Annotated in this window: 15 protein-coding genes; 7 read left to right on the top strand and 8 right to left on the bottom strand. The window is 68.5% G+C overall.

The window, feature by feature from the left end:
* Nucleotides 1-14 precede the first annotated feature (14 nt).
* Nucleotides 15-491 carry a nuclear transport factor 2 family protein gene (locus AC06FP_RS10120; RefSeq protein WP_478075394.1) on the top strand — a complete coding sequence of 159 codons (477 nt, stop codon included), beginning with the start codon at nucleotides 15-17 and terminating at the stop codon, nucleotides 489-491.
* 64 nt (nucleotides 492-555) lie between these two features.
* Here the strand turns inward: AC06FP_RS10120 and AC06FP_RS10115 are convergent, their stop codons facing one another.
* The gene (locus tag AC06FP_RS10115) at nucleotides 556-2,853 is read right to left on the bottom strand and encodes a beta-N-acetylhexosaminidase (protein WP_478075393.1); all 2,298 of its coding nucleotides are present in this window, start codon (nucleotides 2,851-2,853) and stop codon (nucleotides 556-558) included.
* A 98-nt stretch (nucleotides 2,854-2,951) separates the two neighbouring features.
* On the opposite strand from AC06FP_RS10115, the gene AC06FP_RS10110 reads away from it, so the two are divergent.
* Nucleotides 2,952-4,187, top strand: a complete 1,236-nt coding sequence (locus AC06FP_RS10110) for an exo-beta-N-acetylmuramidase NamZ family protein (protein WP_478075392.1) — start codon at nucleotides 2,952-2,954, stop codon at nucleotides 4,185-4,187.
* A 190-nt stretch (nucleotides 4,188-4,377) separates the two neighbouring features.
* On the opposite strand, the gene AC06FP_RS10105 is transcribed toward AC06FP_RS10110, so the two are convergent.
* From AC06FP_RS10105 to AC06FP_RS10075, 7 genes are all read right to left on the bottom strand, one after another.
* Nucleotides 4,378-6,723: a beta-N-acetylhexosaminidase gene (locus tag AC06FP_RS10105; protein ID WP_478075391.1), complete on the bottom strand. Its 2,346-nt coding sequence runs from the start codon at nucleotides 6,721-6,723 to the stop codon at nucleotides 4,378-4,380.
* A gap of 166 nt (nucleotides 6,724-6,889) precedes the next feature.
* A complete protein-coding gene (locus AC06FP_RS10100) occupies nucleotides 6,890-9,697 on the bottom strand; it encodes a TonB-dependent receptor (RefSeq protein WP_478075390.1) in 2,808 nt (935 codons plus the stop codon).
* A 115-nt stretch (nucleotides 9,698-9,812) separates the two neighbouring features.
* Nucleotides 9,813-10,835, bottom strand: a complete 1,023-nt coding sequence (locus AC06FP_RS10095) for a glucokinase family protein (RefSeq protein WP_478075389.1) — start codon at nucleotides 10,833-10,835, stop codon at nucleotides 9,813-9,815.
* A 98-nt stretch (nucleotides 10,836-10,933) separates the two neighbouring features.
* A complete protein-coding gene (locus AC06FP_RS10090; protein ID WP_478075388.1) occupies nucleotides 10,934-11,158 on the bottom strand; it encodes a hypothetical protein in 225 nt (74 codons plus the stop codon).
* Between the two features lie 26 nt (nucleotides 11,159-11,184).
* Nucleotides 11,185-13,494, bottom strand: coding sequence for a family 20 glycosylhydrolase (locus tag AC06FP_RS10085; RefSeq protein WP_478075387.1), 2,310 nt, complete (start codon nucleotides 13,492-13,494; stop codon nucleotides 11,185-11,187).
* A 110-nt stretch (nucleotides 13,495-13,604) separates the two neighbouring features.
* Nucleotides 13,605-16,280, bottom strand: coding sequence for a TonB-dependent receptor (locus tag AC06FP_RS10080; RefSeq protein WP_478075386.1), 2,676 nt, complete (start codon nucleotides 16,278-16,280; stop codon nucleotides 13,605-13,607).
* A gap of 76 nt (nucleotides 16,281-16,356) precedes the next feature.
* The gene (locus AC06FP_RS10075) at nucleotides 16,357-17,394 is read right to left on the bottom strand and encodes a glucokinase family protein (protein ID WP_478075385.1); all 1,038 of its coding nucleotides are present in this window, start codon (nucleotides 17,392-17,394) and stop codon (nucleotides 16,357-16,359) included.
* A 368-nt stretch (nucleotides 17,395-17,762) separates the two neighbouring features.
* On the opposite strand from AC06FP_RS10075, the gene AC06FP_RS10070 reads away from it, so the two are divergent.
* The 5 genes from AC06FP_RS10070 (at nucleotide 17,763) to AC06FP_RS10050 (ending at nucleotide 24,003) form a co-directional block, all read left to right on the top strand.
* Nucleotides 17,763-19,046, top strand: coding sequence for a sugar MFS transporter (locus AC06FP_RS10070; protein WP_478075384.1), 1,284 nt, complete (start codon nucleotides 17,763-17,765; stop codon nucleotides 19,044-19,046).
* Between the two features lie 43 nt (nucleotides 19,047-19,089).
* Nucleotides 19,090-20,166, top strand: a complete 1,077-nt coding sequence (locus tag AC06FP_RS10065) for a LacI family DNA-binding transcriptional regulator (RefSeq protein ID WP_456118171.1) — start codon at nucleotides 19,090-19,092, stop codon at nucleotides 20,164-20,166.
* Nucleotides 20,167-20,170: 4 nt separating this feature from the next.
* A complete protein-coding gene (locus AC06FP_RS10060) occupies nucleotides 20,171-21,196 on the top strand; it encodes an SIS domain-containing protein (protein ID WP_478075383.1) in 1,026 nt (341 codons plus the stop codon).
* A 263-nt stretch (nucleotides 21,197-21,459) separates the two neighbouring features.
* A complete protein-coding gene (gene nagA / locus AC06FP_RS10055) occupies nucleotides 21,460-22,599 on the top strand; it encodes an N-acetylglucosamine-6-phosphate deacetylase (RefSeq protein WP_478075382.1) in 1,140 nt (379 codons plus the stop codon).
* Nucleotides 22,600-22,911: 312 nt separating this feature from the next.
* Nucleotides 22,912-24,003: an acyltransferase family protein gene (locus AC06FP_RS10050; protein ID WP_478075381.1), complete on the top strand. Its 1,092-nt coding sequence runs from the start codon at nucleotides 22,912-22,914 to the stop codon at nucleotides 24,001-24,003.
* Nucleotide 24,004: the final 1 nt, after the last annotated feature.

The raw sequence follows: 24,004 nt of genomic DNA, 5'->3' as shown, positions 1-24,004 counted from the left end.
GCACGGTGACCAGAATGATCGCTTTCCTTCTTGCGGGCCTGCTTGCCCTGCCGTCCCTTGCCCATGCACAAATGCCGGTGCAGGCTGCTGCCGATCACCAGCCGCTTCTGGCCAGTCCTGATGCAACGTTGGCCGCAAACAAGCGCCTTGTTTATGACTTCTGGCGCGAAATCTTTGAAGCGGGCCACCTGGAGCTCACGGACAAATACCTGGCCGAGTCCTATGTCCAGCACAATCCCAATGTGCCTACAGGCCGCTCTGGTTTTGTAGCGTTCTTCTCGACCGTCAGCAAGCCAAAAGCCATCGAGGCGACGATCAGGGCGCCCCTTGTCTCGATTGTGGCAGAGCGGGATCTGGTGATCCTTTCCTTCGTCAAGGAACACGAGGATCCCAAGGATCCCGCGAAAAGGTACACAACCACTTGGTTTGACATGTTTCGCGTGAAAGACGGAAAGATCACGGAGCACTGGGATCCGGCACTCAAGCCGTAGCCGTGCGGCGCAGGTGGTCCATTCAAGCCGCCGCTCCGCGGCGCGCCCACGCCGGCAGCCGCCGCTAGCGCAGCGTCACCCTGTCCACCACCCACATGTCGGGGCGGAAGTCGCCGCTGAAGCGGATGCACAGTGATTCGGTCTTGTCGGAGCGGTGCAGCAGCGGTGCTTGCAGGGTGATGAAGCCGTCGGCGTCGGGGCGTGCCGGCAGGGGGGCGGTGGCGATGAGGTCGCCGTCGCAGGAGCCGGCGCGGATGTCGAGTTCGCCGTGCGCGCTGCGCGCCGGCAGGTAGCGGCGGCGGGCGTTCTCTTCCTCGCTCTGGTCGATGATGTAGGGCAGGCGGCCGGCGCGGACCTCGATGCTTTCCGCGCCGGCCATGGGCGCCTGTTCCCAGCGCCAGCACGGCTGCATGAAGGCGACGTTGAACAGGGCGCGCTGGCCGTCGGCCTGCACCGTGTCGTCCTGCATGCGCAGCACCGGGCCTTCGGCGATGCAGGGCTGCAGCTGGGCGTTGCCGCGGCTGCGCAGGCTGGCGGCGGTGACGTCGAAACGGTCCGCCGGTTGCAGCGCGGCGTCGCCGGCGAAGGCGGCGGCGCGCAGCTGCACCGGCAACCGCGCCTCGATGGGGCCGGCGTACGGCGGCGAGAGGGCCGTCGGTTCGCTGCCGTCGAGCGTGTAATGCACCGGGTAGCCGAGCGGATTGGACAGGCGCAGCGTCGCCTTGTCGTGGCCGGCGGGCGTATCGACCAGCAGCACGCGGAACGGCGTACTTGCGTAGCCGACGCCCAGCGCGGCGTAACGCCGGGTCCAGGCCGGCAGGCGCTGCAGGAAGCCGGCGTAGTCCTTGCCGGCCTTTGGCGTCCAGCCGGTCTCGGCCACCGCCAGCAGGCGCGGGAAGGTGTTGTGTTCGACGGCGGCGAAACGCACGTCGTCGGTGGTCCACATGTTCGCCTGCAGGCCGAGGATGTGGCGGCGCCGGGCCGCATCCAGCGCCTCGGGCACCGGTTCGAAGCGGTAGAACTTCTCCATCGGGATCAGTTTCGGGCTGGGCCGGCCGCCGGGCTCATGCGGCGAATCGGTCTGCAGGTAGTCCAGGTACAGGTCGGCGTTGGGCGACATGACCACGTCGTGGCCCTGCCGTGCCGCGGCGATGCCGCCGTCGATGCCGCGCCAGGACATCACCGTGGCGTCGGGCGCCAGGCCGCCGTCGAGGATCTCGTCCCAGCCGACCAGGCGCTTGCCGTGCGCATGCACCAGGGTTTCCAGGCGATGGATGAACCAGCTCTGCAGCGCGGCCTCGTCCGCCAACCCGAGCTCACGCATGCGGGCCTGCACGCGCGGCGATGCCTGCCACTGCGTCTTGATGGCCTCGTCGCCACCGACGTGGATGTAGCGGCCGGGGAACAGTTGCGCCACCTCGGCGAACACGCCATCGAGGAAATCGAACGTGGCGTCGTCCACGTTGAACAGGTTGGCGTGGATGCCGCGGTGCGCCGAGACGGGGATTTCCCGGCCTTCGGTACCCAGCGCCGGGTAGGCGGCGATGGCGGCGGTGGCGTGGCCGGGCATGTCGATTTCCGGCACCACGGTGATGTGCAGCGCCGCGGCATGGGCGACGATGCCGCGGATGTCGTCCTGTGAGTACCAGCCGCAGTACGGAGCCGGCCTGCCACTGGCCGGATCGATGCCGGCATCGCCGGCGGGGATGCGGCAGCCGCCGATCCGGGTCAAGCGCGGGTAGCGCTTGATCTCGATGCGCCAGCCCTGGTCGTCGGTCAGGTGCCAATGGAACACGTTGAGCTTGTGCAGCGCCATGGTGTCGAGCAGCTGCTTCACCTGCGCCGGCGTCTGGAAATGCCGGGCCGAATCGAGCATGTAGCCGCGCCACGGGAAGCGCGGTGCGTCCTCGATGCTCATCGCCGGCAGGGTCACGCGCGCGGCCTCGCCCTGGGTGAGCAGCTGCCACAGGGTCACCGCGCCGTGGAACAGGCCGGCTTCGTCGCGGGCGTCGATCACGATGCCATCGCTGCCGACGGTGAGCGCATAGCCTTCGGCCGCGATGCCGCTGTCGGCGTCGATGGCGAGGCGGATGCCGTATGCGCCCTTGCCGCGCGCGGCGACGGGCAGGGGCGCGCGGCCGGCCTTGGCGAGGAAGGCGTTGAGCTGGCTCGCCACGCGCATCGCGGCGTCGCCCTCGGCGTGCAGAGCGGTGCTGCCGTCCACGGAGAAGGCGGGAGCCTCGGCATCGACCCGCATCGAAGCCGGTTGCGGGATGAGCGAGGGAACGATGGCGTCGTCGCCGGCGCGGGCCGGGTGGCAGAGTGCCAGCAGGCAGAGGGACAGCCACGCGGATCGACGCATCATGGGTTCCGGTTGGGCGAAGGCCAGGCCGGATTATCCGATGATCGGCTATCGTTGCCCATCGCCGCCCCGACCCGGATACGCGCATGCCTGGATACATGAGAAACCTTTTCCTGTGCGGCCTGCTGCTGGCCGGGATGGCGCCGGTGCACGCGGCCGAAATGGGCGGCAACGGCCCGGAACCGGGCATCGAGGTGCTGCTGCGCGAACGCGCCGGCGACCTGCAGGGCAGGCGCATCGGCCTGGTCACCAACATGACCGGCGTGGACCGCGCGCTGCGCAGCGACATCGACCTGCTGGCTGCCCGCCGCGACATCCAGCTGGTGGCGCTGTTCGGTCCCGAGCATGGCGTGCGTGGCGACGTGCAGGCCGGTGGCCATGTGGATTCCTCGCGCGACGCGGCCACCGGATTGCCGGTGCACAGCCTCTATGGCGAGCACCGCGAACCGACGCCGGACATGCTGCGTGGCATCGACCTGCTGCTGTTCGACATCCAGGATGTCGGCGCGCGCTTCTACACCTACCCGTACACGCTGGCCAACGTGCTGCGCGCGGCCCGGCGCGAGGGCATTCCGGTATGGGTGCTGGACCGTCCCAATCCGGTGGGCGGGCTGAAGGTGGAGGGCCCGGTGCTGGAGCCGGCGCAGGCCTCGTTCGTCGGCATGTTCCCGATCCCGGTGCGCCACGGCATGACCATCGGCGAGCTGGCGCGGCTGTTCAATGGCGAGTTCGGCATCGGCGCCGATCTCACCGTGGTGCCGATGCGCGGCTGGCGACGCGGCGATGCCGAGCCGGGCGGGGCGATGCCGTGGGTGCCGCCGTCGCCGAACATGCCCACCCGCGATACCGCGCTGGTCTACCTGGGCACGGCCTTGCTGGAGGGCACCAATGTGTCCGAGGGGCGCGGCACCACGCGGCCGTTCGAGACCCTCGGCGCGCCCTTCGTCGATGGCCGGCAGCTGGCCGATGCGCTCAACGCGCTGGGCCTGCCGGGCGTGCGCTTCCGCCCGACAGCGTTCACGCCCAGCTTCTCCAAGCACCAGGGCAGGGCCTGCGGCGGCGTGCAGATCCACGTGACCGACCGCGACGCCTTCCTGCCGTTCCGCACCGGGCTGGCGGTGGTCAAGGCGCTGCACGACCTGTATCCGGAGGCGTTCCGCTTCCAGTCCGACGCGCCGGGCGCCACGCCCGGCTTCTTCGACAAGCTGGCCGGCAATGCCTGGCTGCGCCCGGCGATCGAGCGCGGCGACACGCTCGATGCGATGCAGGCGCGCTGGCAGCCGGAACTGGGCCGCTTCGAGGCGGTGCGCGGGCGGTATCTGTTATATCCGTGAGCTGCCTGTTCCCTGCTCCGCGGGGAAGATGCCCGAAGGGCGGATGCGGAACGGATGGCGTCCATGATGCGGACCTTCGTGGTTCCGCCGGCCCCTCACTCCACACCGCTCCACTCCCGCGATGTGTGCGCTTCAGGGCATGCGCGCCAGTGGCGCGCATGCCGTGCCTTCCCGCGCAGGGAGAGGCGCTTTACGGAGCGGCGGGCCGCAACGTCACCTGCTGCAGTGCCCACATCCGGGGCCGCGTGTCGCCGCTGAAGGTCATGCACAGGTCGGCGGTGGTGCGGCCGTGCGCGCGCAGCGGCGCGTCCAGCGAGATGAAGCCATCGGCATCCGGCGCTTCCGGCAGGGGCACCGAGGCCAGTACCGGTCCTTCGCAGCCGTCGCGGACCTCGAACTCGCCGAACGCGGCCACCGCCCTGCGGAAGCCGCGTTTGGCTTCCTCCTCGCGCAGCAGGCCGAAGTTGTAGGGGATGCGGCCGGCGCGTACCTGGATCGAGCTCACGTCCTGCAACTGCGCGCCTTCCCACAGCCAGCACGGGTTGAAGATGGTCACGTCGAAATTCGCACGCGGGCCATCGGTCGGGTTGTCGTCCTCGAGTCGCAGCAGCAGGCGGCCGCCCTGCGGGCACTGCGCCAGGGTCTTGTCGGTACGGGTGAGCAGCGATGCGGCGTCCAGGCTCCATTGGCTGGCCTTGTCCGCCACCGGCCTGCCATCGAAGAACGCGGCGGCCTTCAGGTCCGTGGGCACGGGCAGCGTCAGTGGCGCGCGGTAGGCGGGCGACTGCGCCGAGGGGGCGGTGCCGTCGGTGGTGTAGCGGATGTCGCCATAGCCCAGCGGATTGGACAGTTCGACGCGGACCTGGTTGCCGGCGCGGTCGTCCTGGCGCTGCATCGCCACCGACAGGGCGGTCTGGCCGTAGGCGATGCCGAGTGCCTTGTACCGGTGCAGCTGCGCCGGCAGGCGCTCTAGGAAATCGCCGTAGTCCTTGCGCTGCAGCGGCGTCCACGCGATTTCGGCCAGCGCCGCCATGCGCGGGAACAGGTTGTGCTGCAGGCGCTCCCAGGTACGGGTGTGCTCGGTCCACATGTTGGCCTGCACGCCGATCACGTGCCGGCGCTGTTCGGCCTGCAGTTGTTCCGGGACCGGGTCGAACGCGTAGATCTTCTGCATCGGGGTGAACTTCGGCCGGCCCGGCGGTTCGTCCGGCAGGTTGGTCTGCAGGAAGTCCAGGTACAGCGTATTGCCCGGCGTCATCACCACGTCGTGGCCGTGGGTGGCAGCCTCGATGCCGCCCTCGATGCCGCGCCAGGACATCACCGTGGCCTGCGGCGGCAGCCCGCCCTCGATGATCTCGTCCCAGCCGACCAGCCTGCGGTCGTGTTCCTCCAGGAACGTCTCCAGCCGCTTGAGCATGTGCGACTGCAGGGCTTCCTCATCCTTCAGGCCGAGTTCGCGGATATGCGCCTGCACCGCGGGCGAGGCCTGCCACTGGTACTTCACCGCCTCGTCGCCGCCGACATGCACGTAGCGGCCGGGGAACAACGCGATCACCTCGGCCAGGATGTTCTCCAGGAACTGCAGCGTCTCCTCGCGCGGGTTGAACAGATAGGGATTGACGCCCCAGTTGTGCGACGGCTCGGTTGGGCCATCGACCACGCCGTGCTCCGGATAGGCCGCCACCGCCGCCTGCGCATGGCCGGGCACGTCGATCTCGGGGACGATGGTGATGTGGCGGGCGGCGGCATAGGCCACCACGTCGCGGATCTGCTCCTGCGTGTAATGGCCGCAATACAGGTTGGGCGTGCCGTCGGCCTTGCGGCCGGCGTCGCCCTGCGGCACCCGGCAACCGCCGACTTCGGTGAGTTTCGGGTAGCGCTTGATCTCGAGGCGCCAGCCCTGGTCGTCGGTCAGGTGCCAGTGGAACGTATTGAGCTTGTGCGTGGCCATCGCGTCGAGCAGCGCCTTGATCTGCTCCACGCTCCAGAAGTGGCGTGCCGAATCGAGCATCAGTCCGCGCCAGGCGAAACGCGGGGTGTCCTCGATGTGCATCGCCGGCAGCGAAACCGCCGCGGCCTGTTGCCCGGCGAGCAGCTGCCACAGCGACATGGCGCCATTGAACAGGCCATGCTCGTCGCCGGCTTCGACGGTGATGCCATCGGCATCGATGTGCAGCGCATACGCCTCCGGCGATGCGCCGGCCGGCGCGGGAGCGATGCGGAACTCGATGCCCGGACCCTGGCCGTCAGCCAGCCGCAGCGGCGTGGTCCTGCCCAGCAGTTCGGTGAATCGTGCGGCCACGCGGCCGGCCGCATCGCCCTGCGCGCGGACCGCGGTGGTCGCATCGACGACGAAGCGGCCCTCGGCCGGCCGCACCACGGCCGGCAATGGAATCAACGGCACGCCCTTCACCTCGGCGGCCGCGACGGCCGGGGGCGGCGCGGTGGAGGATGCGGGCGTGCAGCCTGCGGCCATGGAAAGCGCGGCGAACAGGGCGGCTGCCGACAGCAGGGGGGCGGTTCTGTTTCGGATCATCGTGACTCCCTGGAACTGGATGGAAGCGTGGCGGCCGCGTCCACGTTCGGCCGGCCGGGGCATGCGACGCAGGCCGCCGCCCGCCACTGTAAAAAAATCGGGCCTGGAAAAGCTCCAGGCCCGTTGGAGGAGAAAGAACGCAATCGGTATTCCTGCAGCTCCGCCCTTAGAAGGCGAAGCGCAGCGAGGCCATGTAGCGGCGGCCGCTCAGGTAGGCACCGCGGGTGAGCTGTTCCACGCCCGAGTAGGAGTGGTACTGCTCGTCCAGCAGGTTCATGCCTTCCAGGCCGACGGACAGGTTTTCGTTGATCCGGAAGGCGATCGACGCATCCAGCGAGGCGTAGTCCATCGTCCACAGCTCGCGGCCGGCGCTGACGTTGGTGAAGTACTTGTCGCGCCAGCCATAGGTGACGCGCGCGGTCCAGGTGTCGTTCTCGAAGAACGGGCTGATGTTGAACTGGTTCTTCGAGTTGAACGGCAGCGGGCGGCCGCCGGTGGCTTCGCCGTCGGAGTAGGTGTAGTTGGCCACGATGCCGAAACCAAGGCCGAAGTTCTGCTGCCAGGCCAGCGAGTAGCCCTTGATCTTGGCGTCGCCGGCGTTGCGCGGACGATCCACCAGGTAGGTGTCGTTCTTGTTCTGGTTCTGGTTCCAGTGCGTCTCGGGCGTGGACTCGGTGAGGATGTAGTCGGCCACGTCGCGGTAGAAGATCGAGCCGGCGATGATGGCGTTCTCGGAGAAGTACCACTCGGCCGAGAAGTCCAGGTTGGTGGACTGGTAGGGCTTGAGGTTCGGGTTGCCGCCGCCGCCGGTCAGCGCGGTGTCGGACAGCCACAGGTAGGACGAGATGTCGGTGTAGTTCGGCCGGGCGATGGTCTTGGCGACGGAAGCGCGCAGCACCAGTGATTCGGTGGCGTCGTAGACCAGGTTCAGGTTCGGAAGCACGTTGTTGTACTTGTTCTTCTTCACCACCGGGTCGTAGGAGGCCGCAAGCTTTTCGGCGCTCCAGGTGCTCTGGGTGCATCCGGCCAGGCCGGTGTTGCACTCGTAGCTGCCCGATTCCAGGTCGGTGCGCACGTAGCGCACGCCGATGTTGCCGCGCAGCTTGTCGAAGCTGAAATCGGCCTGCACGTAGGCGGCGCCGATGTCCTCGTTGATCGACCAGTTGTTGCGTGCGAATTCCTCGGCACTGAACGGCGAAACCACGGGCATGGTCTGCCACGGCGCCAGCCACTTGCCGCTGCTGATGTACTCGGCCAGCTTCCAGCCGTCGATGGTGAAACGCTTGCCCAGGTCGCCATAGCCGCTGAAGCCGTCCAGGTAGTTGCCGGGCAGCTCGCGTGGATCGAAGTCCGATGCCTTGGCGTCACCGTAGCCACCCACTGCCGCCAGGCCGATGCCCTGCTGGATCTGGCGGGTCTCGTGCTTGCGCTGCTTGTAGCCGAAGCGGACCAGGTAGACCGGCGAATCGAGCTTGATGCCGAAATCGACCTGGCCATAGGTTTCCTTGTCGACGGTGGGCTTGTCGACCAGGTTGCCGCCCCAGCCGGTATTCCAGTCCGGATTGTCCGGGCTGCCCGAGGGGCCGGCCCAGCCGCCATCCATCTGGAACTGGTCCGGGTTGAGGAAGGGATTGCTGCCGGTGAACTTCACGCTGCCGGGCTTGCCCGGGGCGTCGGCGATGGACCAGGTGTAGTCGGTGCGGGCGAGGAATTCACCGAATACCTGCTGCGGACCGCCGTCGGCCTTGGTGCGGCCGATATGGGTGGAGGCGAACCAGCGTTCGTCGTTCCAGTCCAGCTTGACGTCGTAGGTCGACGACTCGACGTTGGCGCGGCGGTTCTGCAGGTCGAACACCACCAGGCCGTTCTTGTGGCTGGCACTGGTGATCAGGCCGTCCTTGACGGTGATGTCGCTCAGCGTCTTCAGGCTGTTCCAGGTGTTGCCCTGGTGAGTGAACATCGACTGCGCCATGTGGTCGAAATCGGCGTCGATCTTCAGCGCGTTGAGTTCGATGTTCATCTGCTCGACCGGCTTGAACTGCAGCGCCAGCGAGTAGGTCTTGCGCTCGCGCTGCTGTTCGAAGAAGTGCGCGCTGGTGGAGTTGGGGCCGACCGCGTTCGGGTTGGCGTACAGCGTCTCGGCGCAGGTGCCGGTACAGGTGGCGGGCAGGGTCGGCTGTACGCCGCCGACCGGCGGCTTGGACCAGTCCGGCGGGAGGTTGGTCACCGAGCCGGGCGCGCCGCCCACGCCGGCGATGTAGTCCTTGGCCCGGACGATGCCGTAGGACTCGATGCCGTCGCGGCGGATGCTCTCGTTGGACGCCTGCGCTGAGACGATCACGCCGAAGTTGCCCGCGTCGTTCTTCCACGCGAAAGCGGCCGAAGCATTGGGGTCGGTCTTTTCCACGCGGTCGTTGCGGCCGTAGCTCACGCGACCGGACAGGCTCATCTTTTCCGGCATGTCCAGCGGCTTGCGGGTCGAGACGATCACCGTGCCGCCGATCGAGCCTTCGTCGATGCGCGCTTCCGGCGACTTGAACACTTCCACCTTGCCGACCAGTTCGGGCGCGAGCAGCGAATAGTTGAAGGTGCGGGTCGGGAAGTCGGACATGTTCCAGTCGCCCGAGGCGATGGACTGGCCGTTGAGCAGGGTGCGGTTCAACGCCGGGTCGGTGCCCAGGATCGAGACCTTCTCGCCCTGGCCGTAGGCGCGGTCGATGGTGACGCCCGGGATGATGGTCATCGCCTCGGCCACGTTGGTGGCGGGGAACTTGCCGACGTCCTCGGCGGTGATGACGTCGACGATGGCATCGGCGTTGCGCTTGGTTTCCAGCGACTGCTGCAGGCTGGCGCGGATGCCGGTGACGACGACGCGATCCAGGTCGGTGGCCTGCTGGCTGGCTTCCTGCGCGTGCGCGGAAAAGCCCAGGCAGGTGACGATGGCGGCGGACAGTACGGACTTGCGGTACCTCATGATGTCTCTCCTCATCATTGGCGGAATGGTGGGTTGAACCGCGGTTGCTGGTGATGGCCGGTGCAGGGGCGCGTGGCCCGTGCGGCGGTGTGCGTTGCTGCGTGGGGAAGCGTGCTCAGGTGCTGCGGTGCTGCAGATACCAACTGGCCGCGCCGATGACGCCCAGTTGCCCGTGCTCGACCAGCTTCACGGGGATGCGCTGCAGCGCCCTGGTCATCGGCCCCTTGTTGAGGAAGCGTTCGACGAAGGTGCTGCCGATGAGGAACTGGCCGAGCTTGGGCAGGATGCCGCCGGCCAGGTAGATGCCGCCCTGCACGCCGTAGAGCAGGGCCATGTCGCCGATGGTGGAGCCGAGGATTCCGCAGAACAGCTGCAGGGTCTCGACCGCGAGCGGGTCGCTGCCATCGCAGGCGGCGGCGCTGACGGCGTCGGGCGTGGCGTGCACGGGCGCGGCGCCGCGCACGGCGCACAGCGCGGTGTAGAGGTTGAGCAGGCCGGGGCCGGACAGCGCGCCGTGCTCGATGGAGACATGGCTGCGGTTGCGCAGCATCTGCTGCAGCACGGCCATTTCCAGTTCGGTGCTGGCGGCCAGCGAGGCCTGCCCGGCCTCGGTGGCGAGCACGACGGAGCGGTCGCCGACGGGAATCCAGACCGCGGCGCCCAGGCCGGTGCCGGGTCCGACGACGAGGGTGGGGCCGCGCGGCGCTTCGGCCGGGCCGGTGAGCTGCAGGACCTGGCTGCCGTCGATGTGGGCGGCGGCGTGGGCGACGGCCTCGAAGTCGTTGACCAGGTGCACGGCCTGGAAGCCGAGGTCGTCGCGGATGCGGCTGGCCGACAGCGGCCAGGGCAGGTTGGCGGAGATCACGGTGCCGTCGGCCAGCGCGTAGCCGGCGCTGGCGATGACGCACTCGCGCGCGCCCGGCGCATGGCTGCGGAAGTCGGCCAGGATCGCGCCCAGGCCGGCGTGGTCGGCGCAGCGGTAGCGGCGATAGGCGAGCACGTCGAGGCCCGGCGTCGGACCCGGCGTGGCACGGACCAGCCCCACCCGCACATGGGTGCCGCCGACGTCGGCGGCGATCAGCGGCAGGGCCGATGCGGCGACGTTCAGGTCAAGGGCTGGACTGAAGCTGGCAACCACGCGATTTCCCCCGGAGGTCTGCAGCTCCCCTGGGAACTGCGGCGTCCGGAGTTTCAGCGCTGCGTGACAACGATGTCAAGCTGCTTTGCAAAAAATTTTCAGATCGGCAGGGTGGCGGAAACAGAAAATAAGCCAATGATTGCAATGGAAAAATTTATTTCATTGGCAACTTGCCGGGAAATGAGGGGCGCCGTCGAGATGGAATCCCTGTTCTTGTGAAATTTTTTCGCATCTTCCAGTGATCCTGCCTGCACCGCCGGGGTCAGCTCGGGCCCTGCATCGCAGGCGGGCGCCGCCACCGGTCCATGAAAGGCGGAGGCCACCGTTTCCGGTGGCCTCCGCGTGGTGCTCAGTGCGCGGTTTCCAGTTTTATCCAGTCCAGCGTCCACAGGTCCGGCCGGGTGTCGCCGGTGAAGCGGATGCACAGGTCGGCGCGCGCCGTGGTGGCGGGCAGCGGCGCTTCGAGCTCGACGAAGCCGTCGGCGCCGGGCGCGGCCGGCAGCGGCAGCGAGACCAGCGGCGTGCCTGCGCAGCCGGCCAGGATTTCCAGTTCGCCGTGCGCGGTGCGCGCGGGGGCGAACTTGCGGCTGGGCTCGTCGTGGGCCAGCTGGAAGTTGTAGGGGATGCGCCCGGCACGGACCTTCACTGCCTTCACCCCGGACAGGTCGGCGTCCTGCCACCGCCAGCACGGGCTGAAGATGTTGACGTTGAAGATGGCGCGGTCGCCGTCGGCCGGGCCGTCGTCCTCCAGGCGCAGCAGCAGCTTGCCGTCGCCGGGGCAGAGTTCGAGCCGGGTATCGTCGCGGACGAGCAGCGTGTCCGCGGTGACGGCGAAGCGGTTCTCCGCGGCCAGCGGCCGGCCCTGGAAGAACGCCGCGGCACGTACCTCGGTCGGCAGCCTGACCTGCAGCGGCTGCGTATAGCGCGGCGAGGCGGCGCTTGCCGCGCTGCCATCCAGCGTGTAATGCACGGCGTAGCCGAGCGGGTTGTCGAGCGTGACGGTGGCGGTGCCGGCGGCGCGGTCGCCCTGGTCGTGCATGTCCACCTGGAACGGCGTCTGCGCGTAGCCGATGCCCATCGCCCGGTAACGCTGCAGCTGGCGCGGCAGGCGCTGCAGGAAGCCGTCGAAATCGCGCTTTTCCTGCGGGCTCCAGCCGGTCTCGGCGACGGCGGCCAGGCGCGGGAACAGGTTGTGCTCCAGGTTGCGGTCGTTGCGGGTGTGCTCGGTGAACATGTTGGCCTGCAGGCCGAGGATGTGCTGGCGCTTGTCGGCGGCCAGCTCCGCGGGCACCGGCTCGAATTCGTAGGCCTTCTTCAGGTCGATGGTGGTCGGGCGGCCCGGCGGTTCGTCCGGCGAGCGGGTCTGCAGGTAGTCCATGTACATGTGGGTGACCGGCGTCATCACCACGTCGTGGCCTTCGCTGGCGGCCTTCAGCCCGCCCTCGGTGCCGCGCCAGGACATCACCGTGGCTTCCGGCGGCAGTCCGCCTTCGAGGATCTCGTCCCAGCCGATCAGGCGCCGGTCGTGCTGCTCGAGGAAGGTCTCCAGGCGCTTGATGAGGTGGCTCTGCATTTCCATCTCGTCCTTGGCGCCCACCTCGCGCATGTGCGCCTGCACGCGTGCGGAGGCGATCCACTGGTCCTTGACCGCCTCGTCGCCGCCGACGTGCACGTAGCGCGCCGGGAACATCTCGATCACCTCCAGCAGCACGTTCTCCAGGAACCGCAGGGTGCTTTCCTCGGTGTTGAACAGGTTGGGGAACACGCCCCACTGGTTGTCGATGACCAGCGGCCTGTCGGTGGCGCCCAGTTCCGGATAGGCGGCGATGGCGGCGGTGGCGTGCCCCGGCACGTCGATTTCCGGGATCACCTGGATATGGCGCTCGGCCGCATAGGCCACGATCTCGCGGATCTGTTCCTGCGTGTAGTAACCGCAGTAGCGGCGTGGCTCGCCGGTGGCCGGGTCGCGGCCGGCGTCGCCCAGCGGCACGCGGCAGCTGCCCACTCCGGTGAGCTTCGGGTAGCGCTTGATCTCCATGCGCCAGCCCTGGTCGTCGGTGAGGTGCCAGTGGAAGGTGTTGAGCTTGTGCTGGGCCATGGCGTCGAGCAGCTTCTTGATCTCGTCCATGCTCTGGAAGTGGCGCGCCGAATCCAGCATCAGCCCGCGCCAGCGGAAGCGCGGCGTGTCGTCGATGTCCGCGGCCGCGACGTGGCCGGGCACGTCGCCGGTGAGCAGCTGCGCGGCGGTGACCGCGCCGTAGAACAGGCCCACGTCATCGCCGGCGCTGACGTCGATGCCGGTATTGGAGACCTTGAGCCGGTAACCCTCGGCGGTATTGGTGGCCGACGGATCGAGGCGGAAGCGGATCTGCGCCTTGCCGGCGCCCTCGGCCACCGCCAGGGTCGGGCCGCCGTTCTGCGCCAGCAGCCACACGAACTGGGCAGCGGCGCGGCGTGCCGCCTCATCGTTGCCGCCGACGCGCGCGCTGCGTTCCAGCATGAAGTCCTGGCCGCCGGTGGCCTGGTAACTGGCGGGCAGCGGGACGAGCGGGGGGACGGTGGCGGGTTCTGCCGCCTGCGCGTGCAGGGCGTGGAGGCCCAGCAGCAGGCAGCCGCCGAGCCAGGTCGCGCGACGGCGCACGCGGAGGGACTTCGTCATGGGCGGAGCTCCTGTGTTTTTCAGAGGGTACCTGCAAAAAAAACGCCGGGCCCGGAATGATCCAGGCCCGGCGCGTCATGCGGTCCGGCGATGGTGCGTGCCGGGGTGGATCAGTACTTGAAGCGGAAGTTCAGGTAGTACTGGCGGCCGTTCTCGTAGAACGCGCTCGGGATGGTCGTGCTCTGGTAGTACTTCAGGGTCGGGTTGTTGAGGTTCAGCGCGTCGAAGCTGACGCTCATCCAGTCGGTGGCCTTGTAGCTCAGCGACAGCGACAGGGTGCCGAAATCGTCCTGGTAGTACGGGCTGGGGCCCTTCAGGCCGATCAGGAACGCCGAGCGGTAGGTGTAGCTCACGCGCGCGCCGAAGGTGTCGTTCTCGAAGTAGCCGCCCACGTTGTAGGTGTTCTTCGAGGTGCCCAGCAGGTTGTTGCTGCCATCGGCCCAGGTGTGCGACGTGCTGCCATCGGCGTAGGTGTAGTTGGCATTGATGCCGAAGTTGTCGCCGATCGGCTGCTCATAGGCGACTTCCACGCCGGTGACCTTGCCGTTGGAGTTGACCGGCACGGCGACCTGGTAGGCCTCGAGCTGGTTGGTCAGCTCGCTGAACAGCATCTGCGTCTCGGTGCCGAAGGCCACGTAGTCCTTCAGGTTCATCGAGTAGGCGCCGACCGACAGCAGGCCGCGCGGCATGAAGTACCACTCCAGGTTCACGTCGAAGTTGGTCGACACCACCGGGTTGAGCTTCGGGTTGCCGCCGCCGCCGATGCGGCTCAGGTCCGAGCCCCACGACGAAGCGCCCAGCGCCGAGAAGTCCGGCAGGGTCTGGGTCTGCGAGGCGGCGAAGCGGAACACCAGGTCGTCGGCCATGTCGAACTTCAGGTTCGCGCTCGGCAGCACGCGGCTGTGCTTGTTGTTGAAGGACAGGGCCTTCCAGGCGCCGAACAGGCTGCGCACGTCGGCATTGGCCGGGTCGCTGACCGCCTGGTAGGTGTTGATGTCCTGGTCGATGTTGACGTAGCGCAGGCCGACGTTGCCGCTCCAGCGGTCGCCGACGAAATTGGCCTGGACGTAGGCGCCGAAGTTCTTCTCCTGCACCTTCCACTCGGCGCCATAGTTGTGGCGGCCATCCGGGCCGTCGTTGTTGGACAGCCAGGTGGAGTTCTTGAGGATGGCTTCCTTCAGCGCGGCCGGGGTGAAGTACCACAGGTTGCGCGGGAAACTGCCGCCGATGCCGCCAGCGAAGCCGCCCGGATACGGAGCGGTGGCGCCGTTCTTCAGGGTGTCCCAGATGTTGCCCGGGGAAGCGCCTTCGGGCGACAGCGCCTCGCGCTTGTGGTCGGCATAGCGTGCGCCGAAATCGATCGAGCTCAGCGTGCCGCTGTTGAAGTACTGGCTGAAGTCGGCGGTGAACCACTTCTCCTTGTCCTCGGCGGTCACTTCCTGGTTGCCCCAGGTGCCGAAGCCGGTGACGCCGGCCGGGCTGATGTCGCCGCCGACGTTCCAGTCCATCGGTGCGCCATTGCCATGGCTGGTCCAGCTAGCGCCGCCACCATCGGCGAGATTGACCTCGGCGATGAACTGGCGCGGGGTCGAGCCCGTACCCTTGGTCGAGCCGGCCTGGAACTTGGCGCTCAGGTTGTCGTTGACCTGCCAGTCGGCGTCCAGGGTGACGTAACTGCTCTTGGCGGTGGCTTCGCGGTAGATCATGTCGTAGACCGCGTAGTTGGTGCCGGCCTCGCCGCTGTACTTGGCATCGGTCAGCACGCCGTCCTTGACCACGTAACCCGCATCCGGAGACTGCGAGTTGGCGAAGTTTCCGCCCCACAGCATGAAGTTGCGGTTGTAGTTGTTGGCGTCCATCTTGGAAGTGAAGCCTTCCAGGCCCAGCGTCAGGGTGTCGGACGGCTTGAACTGCAGCCCGAGCAGGCCGCCCTTGCGTTCGCGGGTCTGCTCGAACAGGGTCGAACCCAGCAGGCTCGGCGCATACACGCCGATCAGATCCGGATTGTTGAGGCCGACTTCGGTGAGGTTGCCGTTGCCGTCCTTGCCGGTGATCTGGAAGAAGCCGGACGGGATTTCCTGCGCTTCGCGGCGCAGCTCGCGCTTCTGGCTGAACGCCTGCACCATCACGCCGAAGGTGCCTTCGTCGTTCTTGTAGTTGAACAGGCCGGCCAGCTGCGGGTCGTTCGACTTGGCCTGGTCGGAGCGCACCGCGCCGATCGAGGCTTCGGCGGTGATCTGCTTGGCGAATTCCAGCGGCTTGCGGGTGATGATGTTCACCGAGCCGGTGGTGCCGCCGTCCTGCAGCTTGGCCTGCGAGGACTTGTTCACTTCCACCGAACGCACCAGTTCGGACGGCAGCAGGGTGTAGCTGACGCTGCGGCCGACGTTGCTGCCCTGGCTGAGCACGAACCAGTCGGCCGAGCCGACGCTGTGGCCGTTGATCAGGGTCTGGGTCAGGCTCGGGCTGGTGCCGCGCAGGCTGACGCGGTCGGCTTCGTCGAAGCCGCCCTCGTCGGCGCTGGACGAGCTGATGTTCACGCCCGGCAGGCGCTGCAGGGTGTCGGCGACGTTGTGCGCCGGCAGCTTGCCGACGTCTTCGGCGGTGACGACTTCGACGCGGGCATTGGCCTCGCGCTTGGTGTCCAGCGACTTCTCCATCGAGCCGCGGATGCCGGTGACGGTGACGGTATCCAGGTCGGTCGCCTTGGGCTGCGCTTCCTGCGCCTGGGCGCTGAAGGCAAGGCAGCCGGCGATGGCTGCCGAAAGCAGGGTCTTGCGATGCATGTTGTCTCTCCTCAACATCGGAATGAAAGGCACGGGCGTGCCGCTTTACTTCTGGTCTTGCTGGTGCATCTGTTGCTTATGCTGCGAGGCTTGCTTGGCCAACTTTTTCCAGATACCAACTGGCCGCGCCGATGACGCCCAGTTGCCCGTGCTCGACCAGCTTCACGGGGATGCGCTGCAGCGCCCTGGTCATCGGCCCCTTGTTGAGGAAGCGTTCGACGAAGGTGCTGCCGATGAGGAACTGGCCGAGCTTGGGCAGGATGCCGCCGGCCAGGTAGATGCCGCCCTGCACGCCGTAGAGCAGGGCCATGTCGCCGATGGTGGAGCCGAGGATTCCGCAGAACAGCTGCAGGGTCTCGACCGCGAGCGGGTCGCTGCCGTCGCAGGCGGCGGCGCTGACGGCATCGGGCGTGGCGTGCACGGGCGCGGCGCCGCGCACGGCGCACAGCGCGGTGTAGAGGTTGAGCAGGCCGGGGCCGGACAGCGCGCCGTGCTCGATGGATACATGGCTGCGGTTGCGCAGCATCTGCTGCAGCACGGCCATTTCCAGTTCGGTGCTGGCGGCCAGCGAGGCCTGCCCGGCCTCGGTGGCGAGCACGACGGAGCGGTCGCCGACGGGAATCCAGACCGCGGCGCCCAGGCCGGTGCCGGGTCCGACGACGAGGGTGGGGCCGCGTGGCGCTTCGGCCGGGCCGGTGAGCTGCAGGACCTGGCTGCCGTCGATGTGGGCGGCGGCGTGGGCGACGGCTTCGAAGTCGTTGACCAGGTGCACGGCCTGGAAGCCGAGGTCGTCGCGGATGCGGCTGGCCGACAGCGGCCAGGGCAGGTTGGCGGAGATCACGGTGCCGTCGGCCAGCGCGTAGCCGGCGGTGGCGATGACGCAATGCGCCACCTGCGGGTGGTGGCTGGCGAAGTCGGCCAGGATCGCGCCCAGGCCGGGGTGATCGGCGCAGCGGTACTTGCGGTAGGACAGGATCTCGATCGCCGGGCCTTCGCCGCTGCCGGCGCGGACCAGGCCGACACGCACATGCGTACCGCCCACGTCCGCGGCCAGGAACGGCCGCGACGCACTGTCGAGCGGAAAGGACTGCAGTGTGGAGGCGGCAGCGGTCACTCGGTTTCCCTATGGCGTGGGAGCGCCCGGCAGGGCGCCATCGGGGGCCGAGTCTGTAATCGTTCTGACAACGATGTCAACGAATAATTGAAACTTTCGATGCTGCGCCGCAGCGACGTTTTGCGCGGCAGCGGGCCCTTGCCGTTCTGTTGCATTCGAAAGCAGGTCGCCGGCGAATCCTGCGTTTATCGGGCAAAGGCGTTGGGCATCATGGCCCGGCCACATCCGCGGCCCGCGGCGGGAGCGCGGCGCGCGTGCACGCGTTGTTGACAAACCCGTCGGCACCCAACCATAAATGTGACAACGTTGTTCCCAGTTTCCACCGGTCGGCGTGAGCCGTCCCTCTCGCAGCTGCAGGAGCCTTGCCAATGTCCGCTGTTCCCGCTTCCCCGCCGCGCACCGGCATGGCGTCCTCGATCGCCATCGTCGGCGGCCTGTTCTTCATTCTCGGGTTCTGTACCTGGATCAACGGGCCGCTGATCACCTTCGTCAAGCTGGCCTTCGAGGTCAGCGAGGTGTCGGCGTTCCTGGTGCTGATGGTGTTCTACCTGTCCTATTTCTTCCTGGCGCTGCCCGCCTCGGTGATCCTCAACCGTACCGGCATGAAGAAGGGCCTGGCGCTGAGCCTGGCGGTGATGGCGGTGGGCGCCATGCTGTTCGGCCAGTTCGCGACGCAGCGCTGGTTCGCCGGCGCGTTGAGCGGCCTGTTCGTGATCGGCGGCGGCATGGCGCTGCTGCAGACCGCGGTGAACCCGTACATCTCCATCCTCGGCCCGATCGAGGGCGCGGCCCAGCGCATCGCGCTCATGGGCATCTGCAACAAGGTCGCCGGCATCCTCGCGCCGATCGTGATCGGCTCGCTGGTGCTGCATGGCATCGGCGACCTGGACGCGCAGGTGAAGGCGGCCGACGCGTTGACCCGGACCCAGCTGCTCAACGATTTCGCCGCCAAGATCCACACGCCGTACATGGTCATCGCCGGTGTCCTGCTGCTGGTGGCGGTGGGCGTGCTGTTCTCGCCGCTGCCGGAAGTGCGCGCGGCCGAGGCCAACGCCGTGGCCACGGGCGGGGCGTCGGAGAAGCGCAGCATTTTCCAGTTCCCGCACCTGTGGCTGGGCGTGCTGTGCCTGTTCGTCTACGTCGGCGTGGAAGTGATGGCCGGCGACGCCATCGGCACCTATGGCCATGGTTTCGACCTGCCGCTGGACCAGACCAAGCTGTTCACCTCCTATACGCTGACGGCGATGCTGGTCGGCTACCTGGTCGGCCTGGTGCTGATCCCGCGCTTCATCTCGCAGGAGCGCTGGCTGGCGGTGTCGGCGGTGCTGGGCGTGGCGTTCAGCCTCGGCGCCTACGTCACCCACGGCTACGTTTCGGTGGGCTTCGTGGCCGCGCTGGGCTTCGCCAACGCGATGATGTGGCCGGCGATCTTCCCGCTGGCGATCCGCGGCCTGGGCCGTTTCACCCAGACCGGTTCGGCCCTGCTGGTGATGGGCATCGCCGGCGGCGCGATCATTCCGCAGGCGTTCGCGGTGCTCAAGCAGCACTTCGATTTCCAGCTGGTGTTCGCCGCGCTGATGGTGCCGTGCTACCTGTACATCCTGTATTTCGCTGTCAGCGGGCAGCGTGCGGGCCGCGCGCATGGCGGCTGATTCCAGCATCATGGCGGGCAGTCATTCCAGGCAGGAAACCGTCATGCGCAGACCCACCATCAAGGACGTCGCCGAGCGGGCCAAGGTCTCGCTCAAGACGGTATCGCGGGTCATCAACAACGAGCCCTCGGTGATGCAGGCCACCCGCGCGCGCGTGCTGCGCGCGGTCGCCGAGCTGGACTACGAGCCCGATCCGTCCGCGCGCAACCTGCGCAGCAACACCACCTTCGTGATCGGGCTGGTCTACGACAACCCGAACCCGTACCACATCATCGGCGTGCAGAACGGCGTGCTGTCGGCCTGCCGCGAAACCGGCTTCGGCCTGCAGATCCACCCCTGCGACTCGACCTCGCCGATGCTGGCCGAGGAACTGGCCGACTGGGTGCAGCGTTCGCGCCTGGCCGGGCTGGTACTGACCGCGCCGATGTCCGAGCGTCCGGAACTGGTGGCCGCGCTCAACGCGCGCGGCATCAAGACGGTGCGCATCATCGCCGCCACCGAGGACCCGGCCGATGGCGCCTGCGTGTTCGTCGACGATCGCGACGCCGCCTACGAGATCACCGAGCACCTGATCCAGCTCGGCCACCAGCGCATCGGCTTCCTCTGGGGCGGCCCGGAACACCGCTCCAGCGGCGAGCGCTACGCCGGCTACGAGGCGGCGCTGAAGGATTACGGCATCCCCCTGGACAAGCACCTGGTCATCCCCGGCGATTACACCTTCGACGACGGCTTCCGCGGCGCGCGCCGCCTGCTGGCGCTGCGCGAACCGCCCACCGCGATCTTCGGCTCCAACGACGAGATCGCCGCCGGCGTGCTGGCCGCGGCCAATTCGGCGGGCCTGAACGTGCCCTACGACCTGTCCATCGCCGGGTTCGAGGACAGCCCGTTCTCGCGCCAGTCGTGGCCGGCGCTGACCACCGCCAAGCAGGCCACCGGCGACATCGCCCGCCATGCCGCGCGCCTGCTGATCAGCCAGCTGCGCACCGACGCCTACGAGGACAACCCGGTGCAGCTGCAGAACCAGGGCTTCGTGCCGCAGCTGGTGGTGCGCGGCTCCACCGCGCCGCTGCGCCAGCAGCCGCTGCGGCCGCCTTCCCTTTCCCCCGATCTTTCCGAGTAGGACCATGTTGCCCAGCGAGACCGAAACCCTGATGTTCAACGAGGCCGCGTCCAGCGCCTCCGTGATCACCGCGCAGTTCGCCCGCAACCGGGATGGGGTGCGGGCGCTGGCCGCGGAGCTGCGGCAGAACCCGCCGCCATTCGTGGTGACCTGCGCGCGCGGCAGCTCCGACCACGCCGCCACCTACGCCAAGTACCTGTTCGAGACGCGGCTGGGCCTGGTGACCGCTTCGGCCTCGCCGTCGGTGGGTTCGGTCTACGAGGCGAAGCAGAAGCTGGACAACGCCCTGTACCTGGTGATCTCGCAGTCGGGCAAGAGCCCGGACCTGCTGCGCAACGCCGAGGCGGCCAAGGCCGCCGGCGCGCGCGTGGTGGCGCTGGTCAACGTCGAGGATTCGCCGCTGGCGCAGCTGGCCGACACGGTGATTCCGCTCGGCGCCGGCGCCGAGCGCAGCGTGGCCGCGACCAAGAGCTACCTGGCCTCGCTGGCCGCGATCCTGCAGCTGTGCGCGTATTGGCGCGACGACCCGACCCTGATCGCCGCGCTCGACGCGCTGCCCGCCGCCCTGGCCCAGGCCTGGCAGTGCGACTGGAGCGCGCTGACCGAGGGGCTGGTCGATGCGCACAACCTGTTCGTCGTCGGCCGTGGCCCCGGCCTGGCCGCGGCGCAGGAGGCGGCGCTCAAGTTCAAGGAGACCTGCGGCCTGCACGCCGAGGGCTACAGCTCGGCCGAGGTCAGGCATGGGCCGATGGCGCTGGTGGGCAGGGATTTCCCGGTGCTGGCCTTCGCCCAGCCGGACGAGACCGGTGCCGGCACCCGCGCCCTGGCCGACGAATTCGCCGCGCGCGGCGCGCGCGTATGGCTGGCGGGCGAGGGCGGCGACCTGCCGGTCGCGGTGGCGCCGCACCCGCTGTGCGCGCCGCTGTTGACCGTGCAGAGCTTCTACCGCGCGATCAACGCGCTGGCGCTGCGCCGGGGCCATAATCCGGACCTGCCGCCGCATCTGAACAAGGTGACCGAGACGGTGTGACGGTTTTTCCTTCTCCCGCTTGGGGGAGAGCGCTTTCCCTTCTCCCCTCGGGGAGAAGGTGCCCCGAAGGGGCGGATGAGGGCAGGGATAAAGCCATGTGCATCCCGACATGGCGAAGGCGTCGCCCGACCCTCTCCCCCCGACCCGCGCCCCGGCCCACGCCAGCGGCGCGCAAGCCGTGCCTTCTCGCCCCGGTAGGAGAGGGGCTTTGCCTTCCCAGCCTTCCTCCTGCGCTTGGCAGCGGGGAAACCGGAAACGAAACGATGAACAGCTACGCATTGACCAACGCCCGTGTCCTGGGCAACGACGATTTCCACTCCGGCCACGCGGTGCTGGTGCAGGACGGCAAGGTGGCAGCGGTGCTGCCCGAGGCCGCGCTGCCGGCCGGCGTGCCGCAGCACGATCTTGGCGGCGGCTGGCTGCTGCCGGGCTTCATCGACGTGCAGGTCAATGGCGGCGGCGGCGCGCTGCTCAACAACACGCCGGACGTGGCCGCCCTGCGCGCGATGATGCGCGGGCACCGCCGCTTCGGCACCACCGGCATGATGCCGACGCTGATCAGCGACGACGCGGCGGTGATGGCCCAGGCCATCGCCGCGGTGCGCCAGGCCATCGCCGAAGGCGTGCCGGGCATCCTCGGCATCCATCTGGAAGGGCCGTACATCGCGCCGGCGCGCAAGGGCACGCACGACGCCGGCAAGTTCCGCGTGCCGGGGCCGGACGAGGTGGCGATGGCGACCTCGCTGGACAATGGCGTCACCCTGATCACGCTGGCGCCCGAGCGGGTGCCCGTGGAGATCATCCGCACGATGGTCGGCAACGGCGCCATCGTCTGCGCCGGCCACACCGCCGGCAGCTACGAGGAAACCCGCGCCGGGCTGGATGCGGGCATCAGCGGCTTCACCCACCTGTACAACGCGATGACGCCGCTGCAGGGGCGCGAACCCGGCGTGGTCGGCGCCGCGCTGGAAGACCCGCACAGCTGGTGCGGGGTGATCGTCGATGGCGTGCACGTGCACCCGGCCAGCCTGCGCGTGGCGCTGGCGGCCAAGCCGCGCGGCAAGGTGCTGCTGGTGACCGACGCGATGCCGATGGTCGGCGCGGACGATCCTTCGTTCGAGCTGTACGGCGAGGTCATCACCGCCGTCGACGGCGTGGTGCGCAATGCCGCCGGCTCGCTGGCCGGCTCGGCGCTGGACATGGCCACCGCCGTGCGCAACACGGTCAACCTGCTGGGGCTGCCGCTGGCCGAGGCGGCGCGCATGGCCTCGACGTATCCGGCGCAGTTCCTGCGCGTGGACGACCGTTACGGTCATATCGCCGCGGGTTACCAGGCGGATTTCGTGCTGCTGGATGAAGGGCTGCAGGTGCAGGCGACGTGGATCGCGGGGCAGCGGGATTGATGGAGCCCCTCTTCCCCGGGGAGAGGGGTTGGGGTGAGGGTAAGGGCGAAGCCTCGTAGCGCCTGGTTGCACGGAACTTCGTTCCGATCAGCCCGGGGCAAGGGCAAAGGCTTTCGCTCGCGCCCGCGTGCGCCAGAAGAAGCATCTTTCCAACAGCCGAATGGCTGATGGGACACGCTCTGCCTCCGCGCTCGACCCTGCGCGCGCAGGGTCCACTCCGTCGCCGCGGAAAGGAACCCGCAAGTCAAAAAGCTTCAGGCCAGAACAGCACAACAGCAACGCAGTACCGACTCCATCGCGCGGGGCAATGCCATGACAGATTCCCAACCCGTTCGTACCCCGCCTGCCCGCCATGCATCGGTCGATGCCCTGCGCGGCATCACCGTCGCGGCCATGCTGCTGGTCAACAACCCGGGCACGTGGAGCCATGTGTATGCGCCGCTGGAACACGCCGAATGGAACGGCTGCACGCCCACCGACCTGGTGTTCCCGTTCTTCCTGGTGATCGTCGGGGTGTCGATCGCGCTGGGTGTGGTGCCGCGCGTGGAGCAGGGCGCGGACCGCGCCGCCCTGACCCGTACCGTGCTGGTGCGCGCACTGCGCATCGTCGGCCTGGGCATGCTGCTGCACCTGCTGGCGTGGTGGTGGCTGGATCTGGCGCATTACCGGCCGCTGGGCGTGCTGCAGCGCATCGGCGTGTGCTTCGTGGTCGTCGGCGCGATGGCGATCTGGCTGCGCGCGTCGGCGCAGCGGGCGTGCCTGCTGCTGTTGCTGGGCGGATACGCGGCGCTGCTGGCGGCCGGTGGGACCCTCGAACCCTGGCACAACCTGCCCAGCCGCGTGGACACCGCGCTGTTCGGCGACCTGGCCTACAAATACGACGCCACCACCGGGCTCGGCCACGATCCCGAGGGCCTGCTGTCGACGCTCGGCGCCCTGGCCTCGACCCTGATCGGCCTGCGCGCCGGCGCGCTGCTGCGCAGCGGTCGCCCGCTGCGCCTGCTGCTCGCCGCGGCCGTGCTGCTGGCGCTGGGCGCGCTGTGGTCGACCTGGCAGCCGCTCAACAAGAACCTGTGGACGCCGTCCTACGTGCTGTGGACGTCCGGCTGGGCGCTGGCCGCGCTGTGGCTGGCGCACATGCTCATCGACCGCGTGCAGTGGCCGCCGCTGGGCCGCCGCTTCGGCGTCAACGCCATCACCGCCTACGCCGGTTCCGGGGTGATGGTGCTGGCGATGCTGGGCACCGGCAGCTGGGGCTGGCTGTACCGCCAGGTGTTCGACCGCTGGATCACGCCGCTGGCCGGCGCCGAAGCCGCGTCGCTGGCGATGGCCATCGCCTTCGTCGCGGTCTGGTGGCTGCCGGTGTGGTGGCTGGACCGGCGGCGGATCTATCTGAAGATCTAGG

The organism is Stenotrophomonas sp. Steno-Z2 (assembly GCF_056393235.1).
Note: the sequence above shows the minus strand (reverse complement) of the source record. Positions and strands in the feature narration are given on the sequence as shown.